The sequence below is a fragment of the Kitasatospora sp. MBT66 genome (genome assembly GCF_000710405.2).
In the GTDB taxonomy this organism is placed as follows: domain Bacteria; phylum Actinomycetota; class Actinomycetes; order Streptomycetales; family Streptomycetaceae; genus Kitasatospora; species Kitasatospora purpeofusca.
In genome coordinates, this window is sequence record NZ_JAIY01000004.1 from 95,954 (window position 1) to 114,289 (window position 18,336).

17 protein-coding genes are annotated in these 18,336 nt (G+C 72.6%); 8 read left to right on the forward strand and 9 right to left on the reverse strand.

Going from position 1 to position 18,336, the window contains the following annotated elements:
- Positions 1-467 precede the first annotated feature (467 nt).
- Together BI06_RS07175 and BI06_RS07180 are read left to right on the forward strand one after the other, a co-directional pair.
- Positions 468-1,331, forward strand: coding sequence for a helix-turn-helix transcriptional regulator (locus BI06_RS07175; RefSeq protein WP_030393501.1), 864 nt, complete (start codon positions 468-470; stop codon positions 1,329-1,331).
- Complete coding sequence (locus tag BI06_RS07180) at positions 1,328-1,537, forward strand: DUF397 domain-containing protein (protein ID WP_030393502.1); 210 nt, start codon at positions 1,328-1,330, stop codon at positions 1,535-1,537. Before BI06_RS07175 ends, BI06_RS07180 begins: the two co-directional genes overlap by 4 nt.
- 141 nt (positions 1,538-1,678) lie before the next feature.
- Here BI06_RS07180 and BI06_RS07185 read toward each other — a convergent pair whose 3' ends face one another.
- Complete coding sequence (locus BI06_RS07185; RefSeq protein ID WP_030393503.1) at positions 1,679-2,794, reverse strand: ADP-ribosylglycohydrolase family protein; 1,116 nt, start codon at positions 2,792-2,794, stop codon at positions 1,679-1,681.
- Between the two features lie 210 nt (positions 2,795-3,004).
- Positions 3,005-5,593 carry a bifunctional FO biosynthesis protein CofGH gene (locus tag BI06_RS07190; protein ID WP_030393504.1) on the reverse strand — a complete coding sequence of 863 codons (2,589 nt, stop codon included), beginning with the start codon at positions 5,591-5,593 and terminating at the stop codon, positions 3,005-3,007.
- 188 nt (positions 5,594-5,781) lie between these two features.
- On the opposite strand from BI06_RS07190, the gene BI06_RS07195 reads away from it, so the two are divergent.
- From BI06_RS07195 to BI06_RS07205, 3 genes are read left to right on the forward strand one after another with little or no spacing between them, the layout of a single operon-like run.
- Positions 5,782-7,053 (forward strand): hypothetical protein, encoded by a 1,272-nt coding sequence (locus tag BI06_RS07195; RefSeq protein WP_051740405.1) that lies wholly within the window; start codon positions 5,782-5,784, stop codon positions 7,051-7,053.
- Between the two features lie 56 nt (positions 7,054-7,109).
- Positions 7,110-8,093, forward strand: coding sequence for an ABC transporter ATP-binding protein (locus BI06_RS07200; protein ID WP_051740407.1), 984 nt, complete (start codon positions 7,110-7,112; stop codon positions 8,091-8,093).
- Positions 8,080-8,994, forward strand: a complete 915-nt coding sequence (locus BI06_RS07205; protein WP_043466578.1) for an ABC transporter permease — start codon at positions 8,080-8,082, stop codon at positions 8,992-8,994. The genes BI06_RS07200 and BI06_RS07205 overlap by 14 nt, the downstream gene beginning before the upstream one ends.
- On the opposite strand, the gene rarD is transcribed toward BI06_RS07205, so the two are convergent.
- Positions 8,984-10,018, reverse strand: coding sequence for an EamA family transporter RarD (gene rarD, locus BI06_RS07210; protein WP_043466581.1), 1,035 nt, complete (start codon positions 10,016-10,018; stop codon positions 8,984-8,986). The genes BI06_RS07205 and rarD overlap by 11 nt on opposite strands.
- Before the next feature lie 171 nt (positions 10,019-10,189).
- Positions 10,190-11,038, reverse strand: a complete 849-nt coding sequence (locus tag BI06_RS07215) for an SDR family oxidoreductase (protein WP_030393509.1) — start codon at positions 11,036-11,038, stop codon at positions 10,190-10,192.
- 139 nt (positions 11,039-11,177) lie between these two features.
- On the opposite strand from BI06_RS07215, the gene BI06_RS07220 reads away from it, so the two are divergent.
- Positions 11,178-11,579, forward strand: coding sequence for a helix-turn-helix domain-containing protein (locus BI06_RS07220; protein ID WP_107113299.1), 402 nt, complete (start codon positions 11,178-11,180; stop codon positions 11,577-11,579).
- On the opposite strand, the gene BI06_RS07225 is transcribed toward BI06_RS07220, so the two are convergent.
- Positions 11,566-12,333 (reverse strand): TetR/AcrR family transcriptional regulator, encoded by a 768-nt coding sequence (locus tag BI06_RS07225; RefSeq protein ID WP_030393511.1) that lies wholly within the window; start codon positions 12,331-12,333, stop codon positions 11,566-11,568. The genes BI06_RS07220 and BI06_RS07225 overlap by 14 nt on opposite strands.
- A 43-nt stretch (positions 12,334-12,376) precedes the next feature.
- On the opposite strand from BI06_RS07225, the gene BI06_RS07230 reads away from it, so the two are divergent.
- Both BI06_RS07230 and BI06_RS07235 read left to right on the forward strand, forming a co-directional pair.
- Positions 12,377-12,577 (forward strand): DUF6011 domain-containing protein, encoded by a 201-nt coding sequence (locus BI06_RS07230; RefSeq protein WP_043466587.1) that lies wholly within the window; start codon positions 12,377-12,379, stop codon positions 12,575-12,577.
- Positions 12,578-12,690: 113 nt separating this feature from the next.
- A complete protein-coding gene (locus tag BI06_RS07235; RefSeq protein WP_043466589.1) occupies positions 12,691-13,077 on the forward strand; it encodes a VOC family protein in 387 nt (128 codons plus the stop codon).
- Positions 13,078-13,255: 178 nt separating this feature from the next.
- Here the strand turns inward: BI06_RS07235 and BI06_RS07240 are convergent, their stop codons facing one another.
- From BI06_RS07240 to BI06_RS07255, 4 genes are all read right to left on the reverse strand, one after another.
- Positions 13,256-14,308, reverse strand: coding sequence for a 2-oxoacid:ferredoxin oxidoreductase subunit beta (locus BI06_RS07240; RefSeq protein WP_030393514.1), 1,053 nt, complete (start codon positions 14,306-14,308; stop codon positions 13,256-13,258).
- Complete coding sequence (locus BI06_RS07245) at positions 14,305-16,284, reverse strand: 2-oxoacid:acceptor oxidoreductase subunit alpha (protein ID WP_043466592.1); 1,980 nt, start codon at positions 16,282-16,284, stop codon at positions 14,305-14,307. The genes BI06_RS07240 and BI06_RS07245 overlap by 4 nt, the downstream gene beginning before the upstream one ends.
- Positions 16,285-16,518: 234 nt before the next feature.
- On the reverse strand, positions 16,519-17,181 hold the full coding sequence (locus BI06_RS07250) for a response regulator transcription factor (protein ID WP_030393516.1): 663 nt from the start codon (positions 17,179-17,181) through the stop codon (positions 16,519-16,521).
- Between the two features lie 114 nt (positions 17,182-17,295).
- Positions 17,296-18,306 (reverse strand): polyprenyl synthetase family protein, encoded by a 1,011-nt coding sequence (locus BI06_RS07255; protein ID WP_043467323.1) that lies wholly within the window; start codon positions 18,304-18,306, stop codon positions 17,296-17,298.
- Between the last annotated feature and the right edge of the window lie 30 nt (positions 18,307-18,336).

Below are 18,336 nucleotides of genomic sequence, written 5' to 3' on the forward strand. Positions count from 1 at the left end.
CCAGCGCGAACGGCAGCGCACGCCGAACCGCTCACGCCCCGCAGAGGCGCCGAGCAACCGGCATCACCAGGCAGTGAGAAGGGGCGGTTGCCCGCGACGGAAGTCGCCGGGCGACCGCCCCTCCGCCGTCCCCCGAGTCGGTCCGCCCCCCACCCGGACCCCCGGCCGCATACCGCCCCCGCACGTGCCACCAGCACCTGCGCGGCCCCCGGGCCGCGTCCGCACCGCATCCGTCACGCCGTCGCCCCACCACCGGACCGGGCCGCGGCGCCTCTACCACCTGGAGGCGTCCGCTGTCTCACCGAAGCGCTTTTCCGATGATCTGTTCTACTGCGCTCCAGTGATTTCCCGGCGCCGACCTGACCCGGGGTGACATGCTGCAGAACGTCAGGGGGTTGATCCAGATTTCCACCGTGTTCCGAGGACTTCCGTTCCAACGATCACCAGAGGTCCGACCGGAGGTCGACGTGTCCGCGAACATCAATCCCACGGTGCGTCGTCGACGCCTCGGCTCGGAGCTGCGCAAGCTCCGGGACGCGGCGGGGATGACCGCGGAGGAGGTCGCCGGCCGGCTGATGGTCTCCCAGTCGAAGATCAGCCGCCTGGAGAACGGCCGCCGCAGCATCAGCCAGCGCGACGTCCGCGACCTGTGCGACGTCTACAGCGTCACCGACGAGGCGATGCGGGCCAGCCTGATGGAGATGGCCCGGGAGTCCCGGCAGCGCGGCTGGTGGCACGACTTCAACGACATGCCCACCCCGTACAGCGTCTACATCGGGCTGGAGGCCGAGGCCTCCTCGATCCGCGCCTACGAGTCCTCCTTCGTGCCCGGGCTGCTGCAGACCGAGCAGTACGCCCAGGCCGTGGTCGAGGGCACCCAGCCGGACACCGACGCCCTCTCCGTCCAGCGCCGGGTGCAGGTCCGGATGAAGCGCCAGGACCGGGTCAACGGCGAGAACCCGCTGGGCAGCCTGTGGACGGTGATAGACGAGGCGGTGCTGCGCCGGGAGGTCGGCAGCAAGGAGGTGATGGCCCACCAGCTGAAGCACATGCTGGAGCTGAGCCAGCGCCCCAACATCACGATCCAGGTCATACCGTTCTCGCACGGTGCCCACCCCGGAATGACCGGGACATTCTCCCTGCTGGAGTTCCCGGAGTCAGCCGATTCGACGGTTGTCTACTTCGAAGGGGTGACGAGCGATCTCTACCTGGAGAAGGAGGCCGACGTGCGCCGCTATACCAGTCTCTACGACCACCTGCGGGCGGCCGCGCTCGGGGTGGCGGAGACCCGCTCACTGATAGCCGACATCGAAGAGGGATACCACCGATGAGCACCACCATCGAGAACAGGACGAGCTGGCGCAAGAGCAGTCACAGCGGCGGCAACGGCGCGTGTGTGGAGATCAGGGTGCCGGCCGCCGACCGGGTGGCCGTCCGTGACTCCAAGGACCCGGAGGGACCGCAGCTGAGTTTCTCCCCCGAGGCCTGGAACGCGTTCGCCGCCGCGGCGGGCGCCGGAGCGTTCGGCAGCCTCTGATCGACCTCGTGCCGGTTCCCGGCCCAGGTGCCCGTAGCGGTGTCCGTCGCCTCTCCCCCGGGGCGGCGGCCACCGCTACGGGCATCTCGGCACCCGGAGGCATGCCCCCGACAAGCACTCCCCGGCCCGACGGACGGAGGATCAGCCGAGCACCGGGTAGCGGGCCGCCCAGGCCGCGCCCTCCGCGGTGTCGCGGCTGTGCAGCTCGGGCCCGTGCATCAGCTCCAGCACGAAGTCGTCGGCCAGCTCGAGCAGCGCCCCGCGCCCCTCGAGACCCGCCACCAGGCCGGGCGGCAGCGCGGTGTCACCGTGCAGCACCCCGAGCAGGTTGCCGCAGACCGCGCCGGTGGAGTCGCTGTCCCCCGAGTGGTTCACCGCCAGCAGCAGCCCGGACCGGACGTCGTGCGCGACCAGCGCGCAGTACACCCCGATCGCCAGCGCCTCCTCGGCGACCCAGCCCTCCCCCAGCGCCTCGACCCGCTCGGCGGACGGCTCCCCCGCCCGCACCGCGTCCAGCGCGGCCCGCAGCGCCGCCGTGGTCTCCTCGTGCGCCGGCCGCTCCGACAGCAGCGCGAGCGCCAGGTGCACGCCCTCCTCCAGGGTGCCGCCCCGCGCCACCGTCTGGACGATCACCGCCAGCGCCCCGGCCGAGAGGTAGCCGGTGGGGTGGCCGTGGGTCAGCACCGAGCACTCCACCGCCAGCTGGAACACCAGGCCCGGCTCCCAGGTGGTCAGCAGCCCGAACGGCGCCGCCCGCATCACCGTGCCGCAGCCCTTGGAGTGCGGGTTCTTCGGCGCCTCCAGGGTGCCCAGCCGCTCGGCGTCCGGCCCGGAGAGGCCGGAGAGGCAGGCCTGGCCCGGCGCCCGCTGCGCGTACAGCCACTCCTCCCGGCCGAGCCAGCCGAGGTCGTCCCGGCGCTCGTCCGGGCCCCAGTCCCGCTGGGTGACGGCCCAGCGCAGATAGGCGCGGTGGACGTCGGTGGGCGGGTGCCAGCTGCCGGTGTCCCGGCGGATGTGGGCGCGTATCAGCCCGTCGAGGGTGAACAGCACCATCTGGGTGTCGTCGGTGACCGCTCCCAGCCGCCCGTACGCGGGGACGTACCCGGTGACGCCGAGCGGGCCGTGCGCGGCACGGATCTTCTCCAGGGACTCGAACTCCACGCCCGCGCCGAGTGCGTCACCGATCGCTCCGCCGAGCAGGCATCCCCGCACCCGGCTGCGGAAGTCCTGCTGCTGGGCGCGGGACCACAGTGGCATCACGGCAAGCGCCTTTCGTCCGGGAGCGGGAGGGACACGCGACGCACGGCCGGTCGCGCGCCCTCGCACTGTATTCGAATGCCCGAACAGCCCGGCAGGGTTCCCGCTCCACCGGATCACCACCGGATGTTCCACCACCCGCCGGACTCCCCGGGTTTCACCCGGTCCGGGCCGGGCCGCCGTCCGCCGGGGCCCGGCGGCCGGACGGGCTCAGTCGACCAGCGGCAGCAGGTCGGGCAGGTGCCCGTCCGAGGCCAGCGCGGCGGCCAGCCGCTCGGCCGGCACCTCCCCGTAGGTCGTGGTCCGCTGCCGGTGCGGCCGCCCGACCGCCTCGGCGATCGCCTGGAGGTCCCGGACCGACTTGTAGCTGCCGTACGCCGAACCGGCCATCCGCGAGATGGTCTCCTCCATCAGCGTGCCGCCGAGGTCGTTGGCGCCCGAGCGGAGCATCTCCGCCGCGCCCTCGGCGCCCAGCTTCACCCAGCTGGTCTGGATGTTGGGGATGTGCGGGTGGAGCAGCAGCCGGGCCATCGCGATCACCGCCCGGTTGTCCCGCGCGGTCGGTCCCGGCCGGGCGATCCCGGCCAGGTAGACCGGGGCGTTGGTGTGGATGAACGGCAGCGTCACGAACTCGGTGAAGCCCCCGGTGCGCTGCTGGATCTCCGCGAGCAGCCGCAGGTGGCCCACCCAGTGCGCGGGGGTGTCCACATGCCCGTACATCATCGTGGAGGAGGAGCGGATGCCCAGCTCGTGCGCGGTGCTGACGACCTCCACCCAGGTCGCGGCCGGCAGCTTGCCCTTGGTGAGCACCCAGCGGACCTCGTCGTCCAGGATCTCGGCGGCCGTGCCCGGGATGGTGTCCAGACCGGACTCCTTGGCCCGCTGCAGCCAGTCCCGGATCGACAGACCGGTCCGGGTCGCGCCGTTGACCACCTCCATCGGCGAGAAGGCGTGCACATGGATCCCCGGGACCCGCTCCTTCACCGCACGGGCGATGTCGAAGTAGGCGGTGCCGGGCAGGTCCGGGTGGATGCCGCCCTGCATGCAGACCTCGGTGGCGCCGACCTCCCAGGCCTGCGCGGCCCGGTCGGCGACCTGCTCCAGCGAGAGGCTGTAGGCGTCGGCGTCGGTGCGGCGCTGGGCGAAGGCGCAGAACCGGCAGCCGGTGTAGCAGACGTTGGTGAAGTTGATGTTCCGGGTGACGCAGTAGGTGACCTCGTCACCGACCGCGTCCCGGCGGACCGCGTCGGCGATCCGGCACAGCGCGTCCAGGGCCGGGCCGTCCGCCTGGAACAGCGCCAGCGCCTGCGCGTCGGTGAGCCGGGTCGGGTCGTCGGCCGCCACCGCGAGCGCGGCCCTGACCTCGTCGTCCAGCCGCTCCGGGGCCCCGGTCGGGCCGGGGACGGCCGAGGCGGCCTGCTCCCGCAGCACCTCCCAGTCGCCGTAGACGTCCTCGAAGTCGGCCCGCCGGTCGCCGGTCCGGCCCTCGGTGTCGATGGTGCTGTGCAGATCGGTGCGGCCGTAGGACTCCGGCAGGTCCTCCGGCTCCTGCCAGGGGTGTCCGGTGACCACCGCGTCCGGGCGGGCCAGTCCGGTCTCCGGGTCGGCCAGCGCCCGGACGTGCGGCAGCACCCGCGGGTCCAGCCAGGGCTCGCCGTGCCGGACGTACTCGGGGTAGACGGCGAGCCGCTCGCGCAGCTCGAAGCCGGCCGCCGCCGAACGCTCGGCCAGCTGGTCGATCTGCGGCCAGGGGCGCTCCGGGTTGACGTGGTCGGGCGTCAGCGGGGAGACGCCGCCCCAGTCGTCGACGCCGGCCGCGATCAGCCGCTCGTACTCGCCGTCCACCAGGTTCGGCGGGGCCTGCAGACAGGCGGAGGGGCCCATGATGTGCCGGGCCACCGCGACGGTGGCGACCAGCTCGTCCAGCTCCGCGTCCGGCATGCCGCGCATCGCGGTGTCCGGCTTGGCACGGAAGTTCTGCAGGATCAGTTCCTGGATGCCGTGGTAGGCCCGGGAGACCCGGCGCAGCGCGAACAGCGACTCGGCGCGCTCCTCGTACGTCTCGCCGATGCCGATCAGCAGGCCGCTGGTGAACGGCACCGAGCTGCGGCCGGCGTCCTCCAGCACCCGGAGCCGGACGGCCGGCTCCTTGTCGGGCGAGCCGTGGTGCGGGCCGCCGGGCTCGCTCCAGAGCCGGGTGGCGGTGGTCTCCAGCATCATCCCCATCGAGGCGGAGACCGGCTTGAGCCGCTGGAAGTCGGTCCAGCTCAGCACCCCGGGGTTGAGGTGCGGGAGCAGCCCGGTCTCCTCCAGGATGCGGATCGACATGGCGCGGACGTAGGCGATCGTGTCGTCGTAGCCGTGCGCGTCCAGCCACTCACGGGCCTCGGGCCAGCGGTCCTCGGGCTTGTCGCCGAGGGTGATGAGCGCTTCCTTGCAACCGAGCGCGGCGCCCCTGCGGGCGACGTCCAGCACCTCGTCCGGGGACATGTACATCCCGTGGCCGGCCCGGCGGAGCTTGCCGGGGACGGTCACGAAGGTGCAGTAGTGGCACTTGTCCCGGCAGAGCCGGGTGAGCGGGATGAACACGCTCTTGGAGTAGGTGATGACGCCGGGGCGGCCGGCCGCTTCGAGCCCGGCGTCGCGGACCCGGGCGGCGGAGGCGCAGAGGTCGCGCAGGTCCTCGCCCCTGGCCCGGAGCAGTACCGCCGCCTCGGTCGCGTCCAGCGCGACACCGTCCCGGGCGCGGCGCAGGGCGCGGCGCATCGCGTTGGCGGTCGGAGTGTTGGATGCGTCCATGCCGCGACCCTACGCCAGTTCACGTACGTTCCTCGTACGTTCGGAGGAGACGACCCTGAGGGGGAATCAGGGTCGGCTGCGTCGCGAGATCGACCCGTATCCAACCCTGCAGGGCGATGACGCGGGCGACGCGGCACCGTCTAATGGATACCCAGGGACAGTCGGTCACTGACGGAGGGGTTGGACGGATGACGGACGACAGGGCGACCGCGGGCAGCGGCCCGGCGGACGAGTGGCAGGACGGGGCTCCCTACCGGTCCCGCCGACGCACGCTGGTGCGCGTCGCGGTGCCGCTGGCGGTCACGGCAGCGATCGCCGCCGGGGTGGGGCTGGTACCGGCGCTGGCGGACTCCTCGCCGCCGGAGCTGCCCGCGCTGACGGCGGAGCAGGTGGCGGCGAAGGTGCTCGGCTCCCAGGCGGAGACGCTGACCGGCACGGTGTCGCTCTCGGCCGACCTCGGTGTGCCGAGCCAACTGCTGGGTGCCGCGGCCGGCGGCCTCGCCGGCGGCGCGCCGGGCGGCGGTTCCGGGGGCAAGTCCTCGGGCGCCGACCCGACGGCGAAGCTGACCGGCCTGCTCGGTGGCGAGCACCGGCTGCGGGTCGCGGTGGACGGGCCCGACCGGCAGCGGATCGGCCTGCTGGAGCAGCTGGCCGGCTACGAGATGATCCGCAACGGCGACCAGGTGTGGACCTGGGACAGCAGCAGCAACGAGGCCGTGCACCTGACCGGGGCCCGGCCGGACGCCAAGGCGGACGGCCACCCGGGCAAGGGTCCGCTGACCGGGGTGCCGACCACCCCGCAGGAGGCGGCCCAGCAGTTCCTGGGCGCGAGCGCGGGCACCACCACGGTCACCGTGGACGGCACCGTGAACGTGGCCGGGCAGAAGGCCTACCGGCTGAGCGTGAAGCCGACCGGCTCCGGTTCGACGATCGGCGAGGTCCGGATCGCGGTGGCCGCCGACAACGGCGTGCCGCTGTCGGTCGTGGTCAAGGGGACGGACGGCAGCACCGTGCTGGACGTCCACTTCACCGATGTCTCCTTCGCGGCGCCGTCCGCGAAGACCTTCGAGTTCACCGTCCCCAAGGGCGCCAAGGTGACGGAGCGCAAGGCCGACGCCGCGCCGCGGGCCGAGGTGACCCCGGAGGAGGCCAAGGCCGCCGCCGAGGGTGTGAACGTGATCGGCGAGGGCTGGACGGCGGTGCTCTCCGCCAAGCTGCCCGGCAACGACGTGTTCGTCCCGGCCGAGGGCAAGGGTCCGCGCGGCAAGGGCGGGCACGGCCCGGGCGGCGGCGGCAAGCTGCAGAACCCGCTCGCGCTGGTCAAGTCGCTCGGCAAGCCCGTCGCCGGCGGCTCGCTGATCAGCACCAAGGTGCTGAACGTGCTCGTCACCGACGACGGCCGGGTCTTCGCGGGCGCGGTGACGCTGCCGGTGCTGCAGAGTGCGGCCGGGGTGAAGTAGTGGCCCAGGCTTCCGTAACGGGGGACGTTACGGAGCCGGCCGGGGGGCCGGGCGCGTTGACGCGCCCGGCCCCCCGTGCCGCTTCGAGCTCCCACCGGTCCGACGACGTGATCAGCACCCGGGGCCTGACCAAGCGGTTCCGCGGCGGCCAGCTCGCCGTGGACGGGCTGGACCTGAGCGTCCCCCGGGGCTCCGTCTTCGGCTTCCTCGGGCCGAACGGCTCCGGCAAGACCACCACGATCCGGATGCTGATGGGGCTGATCGCCCCGACCTCCGGGGTCGCCTCGGTGCTCGGCGAGCCGATGCCGCAGTCGGTGTCCTCGGTGCTGCCCCGGGTCGGCGCGCTGATCGAGGGGCCCGCCCTGTACGGCTTCCTCTCCGGCCGGGACAACCTGGGCCGGTTCGACGCCGCCGACCCGACCGCCGACCCGCGGACCCGGGAGCGGCGGGTCTCCGAGGCCCTGGACCGGGTCGGGCTGACCGCCGCGGCCGGCAAGAAGGCCCGCGCCTACTCGCTGGGCATGAAGCAGCGGCTCGGCCTGGCCTCGGCGCTGCTCCAGCCGCGCGAGCTGCTCGTCCTGGACGAGCCCACCAACGGCCTGGACCCGCAGGGCATGCGGGAGATCCGGGCCCTGATCCGCGAGGTCGCGGCCGAGGGCACCACGGTCTTCCTCTCCTCGCACCTGCTGGACGAGATCGAGCAGGTCTGCACCCATGCCGCCGTGATGTCGCGCGGCAGGCTGCTGGTGCAGGGCACCGTCGCCGAGCTGGCCGCCCGGGCCCGGGGCCGGCTGGTGGTACGGACGCCGGACACCCACCGGGCGGGCGAGGTGCTGCTCGCGCACAAGGTCACCGAGCTCCGGATCGCCGAGAACCGGGTGGACGGCGAACTGGGCGCGCTCGCCGAGGACGCGCTGCCCGGGCTCTGCGCGGCGCTGGTCGCGGCGGAGGTCCGGGTCCACGGCTTCGGCGTGGAGCGGGGCACATTGGAGGACGCCTTCGTGGCGCTGACCGGGGAGGGCTTCGATGTCGCGGGCTGAGGCGGTGCCGGCCGAGGCGGTCGCGGCGACGGCCGTGACCACGGCTGCGGCTGCGGCGCGCGGACGGCGCCCGCAGACGGCGGCCGGGTTCCTGGCGCTGTTCCGCAACGAGCTGGTGCTGACCTTCCGCCGGCTGCGGACCGTCGTGCTGCTGGGGATCCTGGCCCTGCTGCCGGTCCTGATCGGTGTGGTGGTCCGGATCGAGACGGACGGGCCGCGCGGCGGCGAGGGCCCGGCGTTCATCGCCCAGGTCACCCAGAACGGCCTGTTCCTCGTGTTCACGGCCCTCGCGGTGGCGCTGCCGGTGTTCCTGCCGATGACGGTCGGTGTGGTCGCCGGGGACTCGGTGGCCGGCGAGGCGGCCACCGGCACCCTGCGCTACCTGCTGGTGGCGCCGGCCGGGCGGACCAGGCTGCTGGCCGCCAAGTTCACCGCCGGGCTGGTGTTCTGCCTGGCGGCGACGGTCACCGTCGCCACGGCGGCGGTCATCGCCGGGGCGGCGCTGTTCCCGGTCGGCGATGTCACGCTGATCTCCGGCGAGACCATCGGCCTGGGGTCGGCGCTGCTGCGGGCGGTCCTGGTGGCCGCGGTGGTGGCCGCGTCGCTGGCCGGGCTGGTGGCGATCGGGCTGTTCATCTCCACCCTCACCGGCAGCGGCATCGCGGCGATGGCGGCGACGGTCGGCCTGGTGATCACGGTGCAGATCCTGGACAGCTTCCCGCAGCTGCACGCGATCCAGCCGTTCCTCTTCACCCACCACTGGCTCACCTTCGGCGATCTGCTGCGGGCGCCGATGGAGTGGGACGGGGTGCTGAAGAACCTCGGGCTGCAGGCCGCCTATGTGGCGGTGTTCGGCTCGGCGTCCTGGTCGCGGTTCACCGCGCGGGACATCACGGCCTGACCGGCACGGCGTCGGCCGTCCCGGCCACCGCGGCGGCCCCGGTCGCTGCGGTGGCAGTGGCGGCGGCATTGGCAGTGGCGGCGGCGGCAGCGGCAGCAGCGGCGGCGGTCCGGGTGCGGTCGGCCCGGACCCGCCGCAGCGCGTCCCAGGTGAGCACCACGAGCGCGGCCCACACCAGGGCGAAGCCGGCCCAGCGGGCGGGCGGCATCGACTCGTGGAAGACCGCGATGCCGATCAGGAACTGGAACACCGGCGCCAGGTACTGGAGCAGCCCGAGCACGCTCAGCGGCACCCGGACGGCCGCCGTGCCGAAGAGGAGCAGCGGGACGGCGGTGATCACCCCGCTGAGCATCAGCAGTCCGGTGTGGCCCCAGCCGTACTCGCCGGCCGCGGTGTGGCCGAAGGTGCCGCGGCCGGCGACCTCCAGGTAGACCAGGTAACCGAGGGCGAAGGGGAACATGAAGGCGCTCTCGGCGGCCAGGCTCTCCAGCCCGCTCAGCCCGACCTTCTTCTTCAGCAGCCCGTAGGTGGCGAAGGAGAACGCCAGGGTGAGCGCGATCCACGGCGGCCGCCCGTAGCCGATTGCCAGCACCGCCACCGCGAGCGCGCCGATCCCGACCGCCACCCACTGGGCCCGGCGCAGCCGCTCCTTGAGCACCAGCACGCCGAAGGCGATGGTGACCAGCGGGTTGATGAAGTAGCCGAGGCTGGTCTCCACCACGTGCCCGGTGTTGACGCCCCAGATGTAGACGCCCCAGTTGATCGAGATCACCGTGGCGGCGGCGCCCAGCATGGCGAGCCGGCGGGGCTGGCGGAGCAGCGGGCGGATCCAGCCCCAGTGCCGCTGGGCGACCAGCAGCAGGACCACCGCGACCAGGGACCAGACCATCCGGTTGGCCAGGATGTCGTCGGCGGCGCCGGGCTCCAGCAGCGGCCAGAACAGGGGGAAGAGCCCCCATATGCCGTAGGCGGCGAATCCGCTCCAGAGGCCGCGTCCGGCCTCCTGCTGGGTCGTGTCTGGCATGGACCGTCTGCCCTCCGCGCGCGCGAGTGTCGAGCCGACGGTAGCGGGCGCGACCGCGCCTGTCATCTCCGTATTCGGTTTTTGGTCATGACATGCCTCCGGCCCCACCCGCGACGGTCCGTCGGGGGTGGGGCCGGAGGTGGCGGGGGGCCGGGATCGGGCGTCCGGGGATCAGGCGCCCAGGACGGCCCGGACGGTGTCGGCCAGCGGCACGGTCGGGCGGCCGATCAGCCGGGACAGGTCGCCGGGAGCGGTGGCCAGCTCGCCGCGCGCGATACCGGCGTCCACGTCCACGAACACATCGGCGTAGCCCTCCGGCATGCCCGCGCCGATCAGCACCTCGCGGTGCTCGGCCGGGGTGACGTTCCGGTGCTCGACCGGACGGCCCGAGGCCTGCGCCAGCTCGGCGGCCAGCTCGGACAGGCCCCAGGCGGCGTCGCCGCTCAGCTCGTAGACCTTGTTCTCGTGGCCCTCGCCGACCAGGACGGCGACCGCGGCGTCGGCGTAGTCGCGGCGGGGGGCGGTGGCCACCCGGCCGTCGTTCGCACTGCCGACCACCGCACCGCGCTCGACCGTGCCGGCGGCGTCACCGAGGTAGTTCTCGGTGTACCAGCCGTTGCGCAGCAGGGCGTGCGGCAGGCCGGAGCCGAGCAGCACCTCCTCGGTCGCCCGGTGCTCGTCGGCCAGCCCGAAGGTGGCCGTGCCCAGGATGCTGGTGTACGCGAGCAGCGCGACCCCGGCGGCCTTCGCCGCGTCGATCACCGCACCGTGCTGGGCCGCCCGGCGGCCGAACTCGTTGCCGGAGATGAGCAGCACCCGGTCGCCGGCGGCGAAGACCCCGGCGAGCGTCTCGGGGCGGTTGTAGTCCGCCTCGTGGACGCGCACGCCCTGCTTCTCCCACTCCTCGGCCTTGGCGGCGGAACGCACCACCACCGCGATCTCGTTCGCCGGAACGGCTGCCAGCAGCCCCTCCACGACCAGGCGGCCGAGCTGTCCGGTGGCTCCGGTGACGACGTACATGTCCCTGCTCCTCTTGGGTGTGGCGACGGCTTCGAAGCCGCGGCGCGGTGTCCTGCTCCGAAGCCGCGTCGACTTCGATACTCACCCTAGGGACGGCACTAACTTCTGGATAGTACGCACTTTGAAGTAGGGTACTGACATGGAGGTAATGACACAGGGCTCGCCACTGCTCGACCGGGCGCCCGACATCTACGACCGCATGTGTCCGTCCCGGGGCGTGCTGGAGCACGTCACCAGCCGCTGGGGGGTGCTGGTGCTGGTCGCCCTGCGGGAGCGCGGGTACCGCTTCAGCGAGCTGCGCCGCCGGGTGTCGGGCGTCAGCGAGAAGATGCTCGCGCAGACCCTGCAGACCCTGGAGCGGGACGGCTTCGTGCTCCGCGAGGCGCACCCGGTGATCCCGCCCCGGGTCGACTACAGCCTCACCCCGCTGGGCCTGAAGGCCGCCGAGTACGTGTCGGCGCTCGCCCACTGGGTGGAGGCCAGCATGTGCGCCGTCATTGACGCGCGCGAGGAGTACGACGGACGGGCTACCCGCCCCTGACCAGCTCCGCCAGTCCGTCCAGCACCCGGGCCAGGCCGAAGGTGTAGGCGTGGTCGGGGTCGTACGCGGCGCCGTGCGCTTCGCCGGCGGCGGCGCCGACCCGGGCCGCGACCGGGTAGCGCTCGGGGTCGAGGACCCGGGCGAGCAGCTCGGCGTTGGCCTCCCACCACTGGGCGTCGGTCATCGCGCTGTCCTGCCGCGCGGCGCGTCGGTCGGCGGCCATCCGGGCGCAGGTCTGGACGAAGCCGAGCACATGGGTGAGCGCGGCGTCCAGGTCGAGGTCGGACAGGCCGGAGTCCTCGAAGGCGCGCAGCTCGTACTCGTACTTGGCCATCAGGCCCGGCCCCAGTGGCGGGCGGCCGGTGGCGACGACGGCGGTCCACGGGTGGGCGCGGTGGAGTGCGCGGTTGTCCTCGGCGACGGCGGCGACCCGGGCCCGCCAGCCGTCCCCGTCGGGCGCGGTGCGGGGCATGTCCGCGTAGGCGGTGTCCAGCATCAGGTCGACCAGTTCGGCCTTGCCGGGCACATAGGTGTACAGCGCCATCGGTGAGACGCCGAGTGCCTGGGCGACCCGCCGCATGGTCACGGCGTCCATCCCCTCGGCGTCCGCGATCGCGATCGCGGCGGCGGCGATCTCCGCCGGGGACTTCGCCTGGCGGGGCCCGCGCCGGCCGGGCTTCTCCTCCGCCGACACACCCCAGAGCAGCGCGAGCGTGCGCGCCGGGTCCCCGGAACTGCTGCGGTCACTGGCCATGGACCGATCCTTTCACGCCGGGCCCGCCGGTACGGTCGGAGCCATGACCACCGCCGACCCCGACCCGTTGCCGGGCACCGACACCCGCGAGGCCGTCCGCCCCCGGGTCACCTGCCGCCGCTGCCACCGCCCGCTGCACGACCCGGAGTCGCGCATCCTGCGGCTCGGCCCCGAGTGCCGGGACCCGGCCGAGCGGGTCGCCCGGCACGAGGTCGAGCAGGACACCCTGCCCGGGCTGGACTAGCCGCACTCTTCGAGAACGACCGCGACTGTGACCGGCATCACTGTAGCCACATTCTCCGTACTATGTATAGTGTACTTCGTACGGGATAACAGTCGACGAGAGGGCCATCAGGCATGCAGATCACTTCCTCCGCCGTTTCACTCACCGTCGAGGACGTCGAGGCGTCCGCTTCGTTCCTGCGGGAGCACTTCGGGTTCACCGAGCAGATGGCGGCGGACGGGTTCGTCTCGCTCGGGCACGGGAGTGCCGGGGTGAACGTGGTCTTCCTGCGGCGCGGGACCGAGGTCCTGCCCGAGGAGTACCGCGACGAGGTCGCCGCCGGGCTGATCCTCGCCTTCGTGGTCGGCGACGTGGCCGCCGAGGAGGCCCGACTGCGGGCCGCCGGGGTGGAGATCACCATGCCGCTGCGCGAGGAGCCGTGGGGCGAGCGGCTGTTCCAGGTCACCGACCCGAACGGGGTCGTGGTCCAGCTCGTGGAGTGGGCGGAGCAGCAGCACTGACAGCACTGACAACACCGACAGCATCTGGAGCACCGTGAACGGCGGCGCCCCCGGCCGGGAATGGCCGGGGGCACCGTCGTTCGCCTGTTCGTTCGTTCGGCCGGTCGGCTGGCCAGTCAGTCGGTCAGCCGGTCGGCTGGTCAGTCGGCCGGTCAGTCGGCCGGTCAGTCGGTCCGGGTCAGTCGACCGACCAGGTGTCGCCGCCCGCGAGCAGCGCGGCCAGGTCGCCCTCGCCCCGGTCGGCGACGGCGGTGTCCAGCTGGTCGGCCATCAGTTCGTCGTACACCGGCCGCCGGACCTGGCGCAGCACCCCGATCGGGGTGTGGTGCAGGGTGTCCGCGTCGGCGATCCGGGACAGCGCGAACGCCGTCGCCGGGCCGGCCGCGTGGGCGTCGTGGACCAGGACCGCCGACTCGTTGTCGGCGGTGACCTCGCCGACGGTCAGTTCGCCGTCGGCGCCGCGGAAGACGCCCCGGGCCAGGTCCGTCCCGAACCGGATAGGCCGGCCGTGCTCCAGCCGGATCAGCGCCTCGTCCCGGGTGCCGGGCTCCTTGAGCACCTCGAAGGCGCCGTCGTTGAAGATGTTGCAGTTCTGGTAGATCTCGACCAGCGCCGTGCCCTCGTGCTCGGCCGCCGCCCGCAGCACCGACTGGAGGTGCTGGCGGTCGGAGTCGATGGTCCGGGCGACGAAGGTGGCCTCCGCGCCGATGGCCAGCGAGAGCGGGTTGAACGGGGCGTCCAGCGATCCCATCGGGGTGGACTTGGTGATCTTGCCGATCTCGCTCGTCGGCGAGTACTGCCCCTTGGTCAGGCCGTAGATACGGTTGTTGAACAGCAGGATCTTCAGATTCACATTCCGGCGCAGCGCGTGGATCAGATGGTTCCCGCCGATCGACAGCGCGTCGCCGTCGCCGGTCACCACCCAGACGCTGAGGTCGCGCCGGGAGGAGGCCAGCCCGGTGGCGATCGCCGGGGCCCGGCCGTGGATCGAGTGCACTCCATAGGTGTTCATGTAGTACGGGAAACGGGAGGAGCAGCCGATACCGGAGACGAAGACGGTGTTCTCCCGTCTGATCCCCAGCTCCGGCATGAAGGCCTGTACCGCGGCCAGGATCGCGTAGTCACCGCAGCCGGGGCACCAGCGGACCTCCTGGTCGGTCTTGAACTCCTTGGCGCTCTGCGGCGCCTCGGCCTTCGGGACCAGCTTCAAGGAGGGGAACTGCTCGCTCATCGGTTGTCCTCCTCGTCCAGGTTTCCGATCGCCGCCCACAGCACGTCCGCCAACTGCGCCGCCTTGAAGGGCAGTCCGCGTACCTGGTTGTAGGACTGCGCGTCCACCAGGTACTTGGCCCGCAGCAGCAGCGCCAGCTGGCCGAGGTTCATCTCGGGCACGATGACCTTGTCGTAACTCCGCAGCACCGTGCCGAGGTTGGCCGGGAAGGGGTTGAGGTTGCGCAGGTGCGTCTGGGCGACCTCGCCGCCGTCCGCCCGGACCCGGCGGACCGCCGCGGTGATCGGGCCGTAGGTCGAACCCCAGCCGAGCACCAGGACCCGGGCCTCGCCGCTGGGGTCGTCGACCTCCAGGTCCGGTACCTCGATGCCGTCCACCTTGGCCTGCCGGGTGCGGACCATGAAGTCGTGGTTGGCCGGGTCGTAGGAGATGTTGCCGGTGCCGTCCTGCTTCTCGATGCCGCCGATCCGGTGCTCCAGGCCGGGCGTGCCGGGCACCGCCCACGGGCGGGCGAGCGTCTGCGGATCGCGCAGGTACGGCCAGAAGGCGCCGTCCTCGCGGTTCGGCCCGGTGGCGAAGTCCGGCTCGATGGCGGGCAGTTCGTCCACCTCCGGGATCCGCCAGGGCTCCGATCCGTTGGCCAGGTAGCCGTCCGAGAGCAGGAAGACCGGGGTGCGGTAGGTGACCGCGATCCGGGCCGCCTCCAGTGCCGCGTCGAAGCACTCGGCCGGGGTGGCCGGGGCCACGATCGGCACCGGGGCCTCGCCGTTGCGCCCGAACATCGCCTGCAGCAGGTCGGCCTGCTCGGTCTTGGTCGGCAGGCCGGTGGACGGGCCGCCGCGCTGGATGTCCACCACCAGCAGCGGGAGTTCGAGCGAGACGGCGAGCCCGATCGTCTCGCTCTTCAGGGCCACGCCCGGGCCGGAGGTGGTGGTCACGCCGAGCGCGCCGCCGAAGGCCGCGCCCAGGGCCGCGCCGATGCCGGCGATCTCGTCCTCGGCCTGGAAGGTGCGCACGCCGAAGTTCTTGTGCCGGCTCAGCTCGTGCAGGATGTCCGAGGCCGGGGTGATCGGGTAGGAGCCCAGGTAGAGCGGCAGTCCCGAGCGCCGGGAGGCGGAGATCAGGCCGTAGGACAGCGCCAGGTTGCCGGAGATGTTGCGGTAGCGGCCCGGCGGCAGCTTGGCCGGCGGCACCTCGTAGGAGACCGCGAAGGTCTCGGTGGTCTCGCCGAAGTTCCAGCCCGCCCGGAAGGCGCTGATGTTGGCCTCGGCGATCTGCGGCTTCTTGGCGAACTTGGTGCGCAGGAACGCCTCGGTGCCGTGGGTCGGACGGTGGTACATCCAGGACAGCAGGCCCAGCGCGAACATGTTCTTCGCCCGCTCGGCGTCCTTGCGGGCCAGGCCGCTCTCCTTGAGGGCCTCCAGGGTCAGCGTGGTGAGCGGCACCTTGTGCAGGTGGTAGCCCTCCAGCGAACCGTCCCCCAGCGGGTCCGCGCCGTAGCCGACCTTGGCCAGCGCGCGCTTGGTGAACTCGTCGGTGTTGACGATGATCGACGCGCCGCGCGGGAGGTCGGGCAGGTTGGCCTTGAGGGCCGCGGGGTTCATCGCCACCAGGACGTTGGGCGCGTCCCCCGGGGTCAGGATGTCGTGGTCGGCGAAGTGGAGTTGGAAGGACGAGACACCCGGCAGCGTTCCGGCGGGAGCGCGGATCTCGGCCGGGAAGTTGGGCAGGGTGGAGAGGTCGTTGCCGAAGGACGCCGTCTCCGAGGTGAAGCGGTCACCGGTGAGCTGCATGCCGTCGCCGGAGTCGCCGGCGAATCTGATGATCACCCGGTCCAGCCTGCGGATCGGTTTGGCGCCACGGTGCTGCGGACCGACCGGCACGGCAGGGCCGGAGCGGCCCCCGCCGGGCCCGGACCCGCCCTCGTCGCCGTCCGAGCCGTCCACTGCTTCTGACTGATCGACCTGACTGGTCACTGCCGCGGACCTCCTCGTGGGCACCAGCCGCGGGCGTGAGCCGTGTGCCCCGTCCGCCTGGTGCACCTCTCGCATCCTATGCGGGTAAGGATTGCCTTGGACGGAACTCCCCGATGCGGCGGAAAATCACCGCCGCACCCATAAACAACGCCGTGGACGACCGGAACCGTACCCGACCGGGGAAGGTTGGTTCGAATACGAATACAGGCTGCGGGCGACCCGTCGGCGAGCCGGTCAGGAATTCAGATAAGTCAGCACGGCGAGAACCCGTCGGTGGTCACCGCGGCTCTGTTCCAGGCCCAGCTTGAGGAAGATGTTGCTGACGTGCTTCTCCACCGCGCCCTCCGAGACCACCAGCTGCTTGGCCACCGCGGTGTTGGTCCGGCCCTCCGCCATCAGCCCCAGCACCTCGCGCTCGCGCGGGGTCAGCCCGGCCAGCACATCGCCCTTGCGGCTGCGGCTGAGCAGCTGCTGGACGACCTCCGGGTCCAGCGCGGTGCCGCCCTCGGCGACCCGGACCACCGCGTCCACGAACTCGCGCACCTCGGCGACCCGGTCCTTCAGCAGGTAACCGACGCCCCGGGTGGATCCGGCCAGTAGTTCGGAGGCGTAGCGCTCCTCGACGAACTGCGAAAGCACCAGCACGCCGAGCTGCGGATAGCGGCCACGGAGCGTGACGCAGGCCCGCAGGCCCTCGTCGGTGTGGGTGGGGGGCATCCGCACGTCCGAAACCACCACGTCGGGCAGCGCGTCCTCGGCGGCCAGGTCGTGGATGGTCTTGATCAGCGCGTCACCGTCCGCGACGCCGGCCACGACCTCCAGGCCCCGGTCGGTGAGCAGCCGGGTCAGCCCCTCCCGCAGCAGTACGGAGTCCTCGGCGATGACGACGCGAAGCATGGCGGCCTTCCGGATGGGCGGAGCTGGGGACACGGTGCTGACGGGTGTCAGTCTCCCCCATCCGGGTGGCCGCCGGGACGCCGGACGGCGATTCGCACCGCCCGCCCGCGGGCGTCACATGGTGCGGATGGCCACCGTGTCGCAGAGCGCCTGGAGCGCGTCCTTGGCCGGCCCGTCCGGGAGCGGGTCCAGCATCGCGCGGGCCTCCTCGGCGTGGCGCAGGGTCTCCCGGCGGGCGTGCTCCAGCGCCGGGTGGCGGCGCAGCAGCCGCAGGGCCTCGGCGTGCAGCTCGTCGTCGGCGAGGTCCTGGTGCAGCAGCTCGCGCAGCCGGGCGTCGGCGGGGTCGGACGGGTCGGCCGGCATCTGCCGCAGCAGCAGGGTCGGCAGGGTCTCGATGCCCTCGCGCAGGTCGGTGCCGGGGGTCTTGCCGGACTCGTGGCCGTCGCTGGCGATGTCGAGCACGTCGTCGGCCAGCTGGAACGCGATGCCGATCCGCTCGCCGAAGGAGCTCAGGATGTCGATCATCCACGGCTCGGCGCCGGCCGCCAGTGCTCCTATCCGGCAGGAGACGGCGATCAGCGATCCGGTCTTGCCGGCCAGCACGCCCAGGTAGTGGTCGAGCGGGTCGTCGTCCGGGCCGGGGCCGGCGGTCTCCAGGATCTGGCCGGTGACCAGCCGCTCGAACGCGTCGGCCTGCAGCCGGACGGCCTCCGGGCCGAGGTCGGCCAGCACCTGGGAGGCGCGGGAGAAGAGGAAGTCGCCGGTCAGGATGGCGACCGAGTTGTCCCAGCGCGAGTTGGCGCTGGGGGCGCCGCGTCTCACCGGGGCCTCGTCCATGACGTCGTCGTGGTAGAGCGTGGCGAGGTGGGTGAGCTCGACCACGACGGCGGCCGGGATCACGCCGGTCGCGCCGGGATCGCCGAACTGGGCGGACAGCAGCACCAGCAGCGGACGGAAGCGCTTCCCGCCCGCGGCCATCAGATGGCTGGCGGTGACGGTGATGAAGGGGACGTCGCTCTTGACGGCCTCGGCGAGCGCGATCTCCACCGCGTCCATCCCGGCCTGGACGTCACGGGTCAGATCGCGGTCCTGCACGCTGAGCCCAAAGGGTCCCACGACGGTCACGAAGACCACTCCTCTGTCCCTGGTCGATCT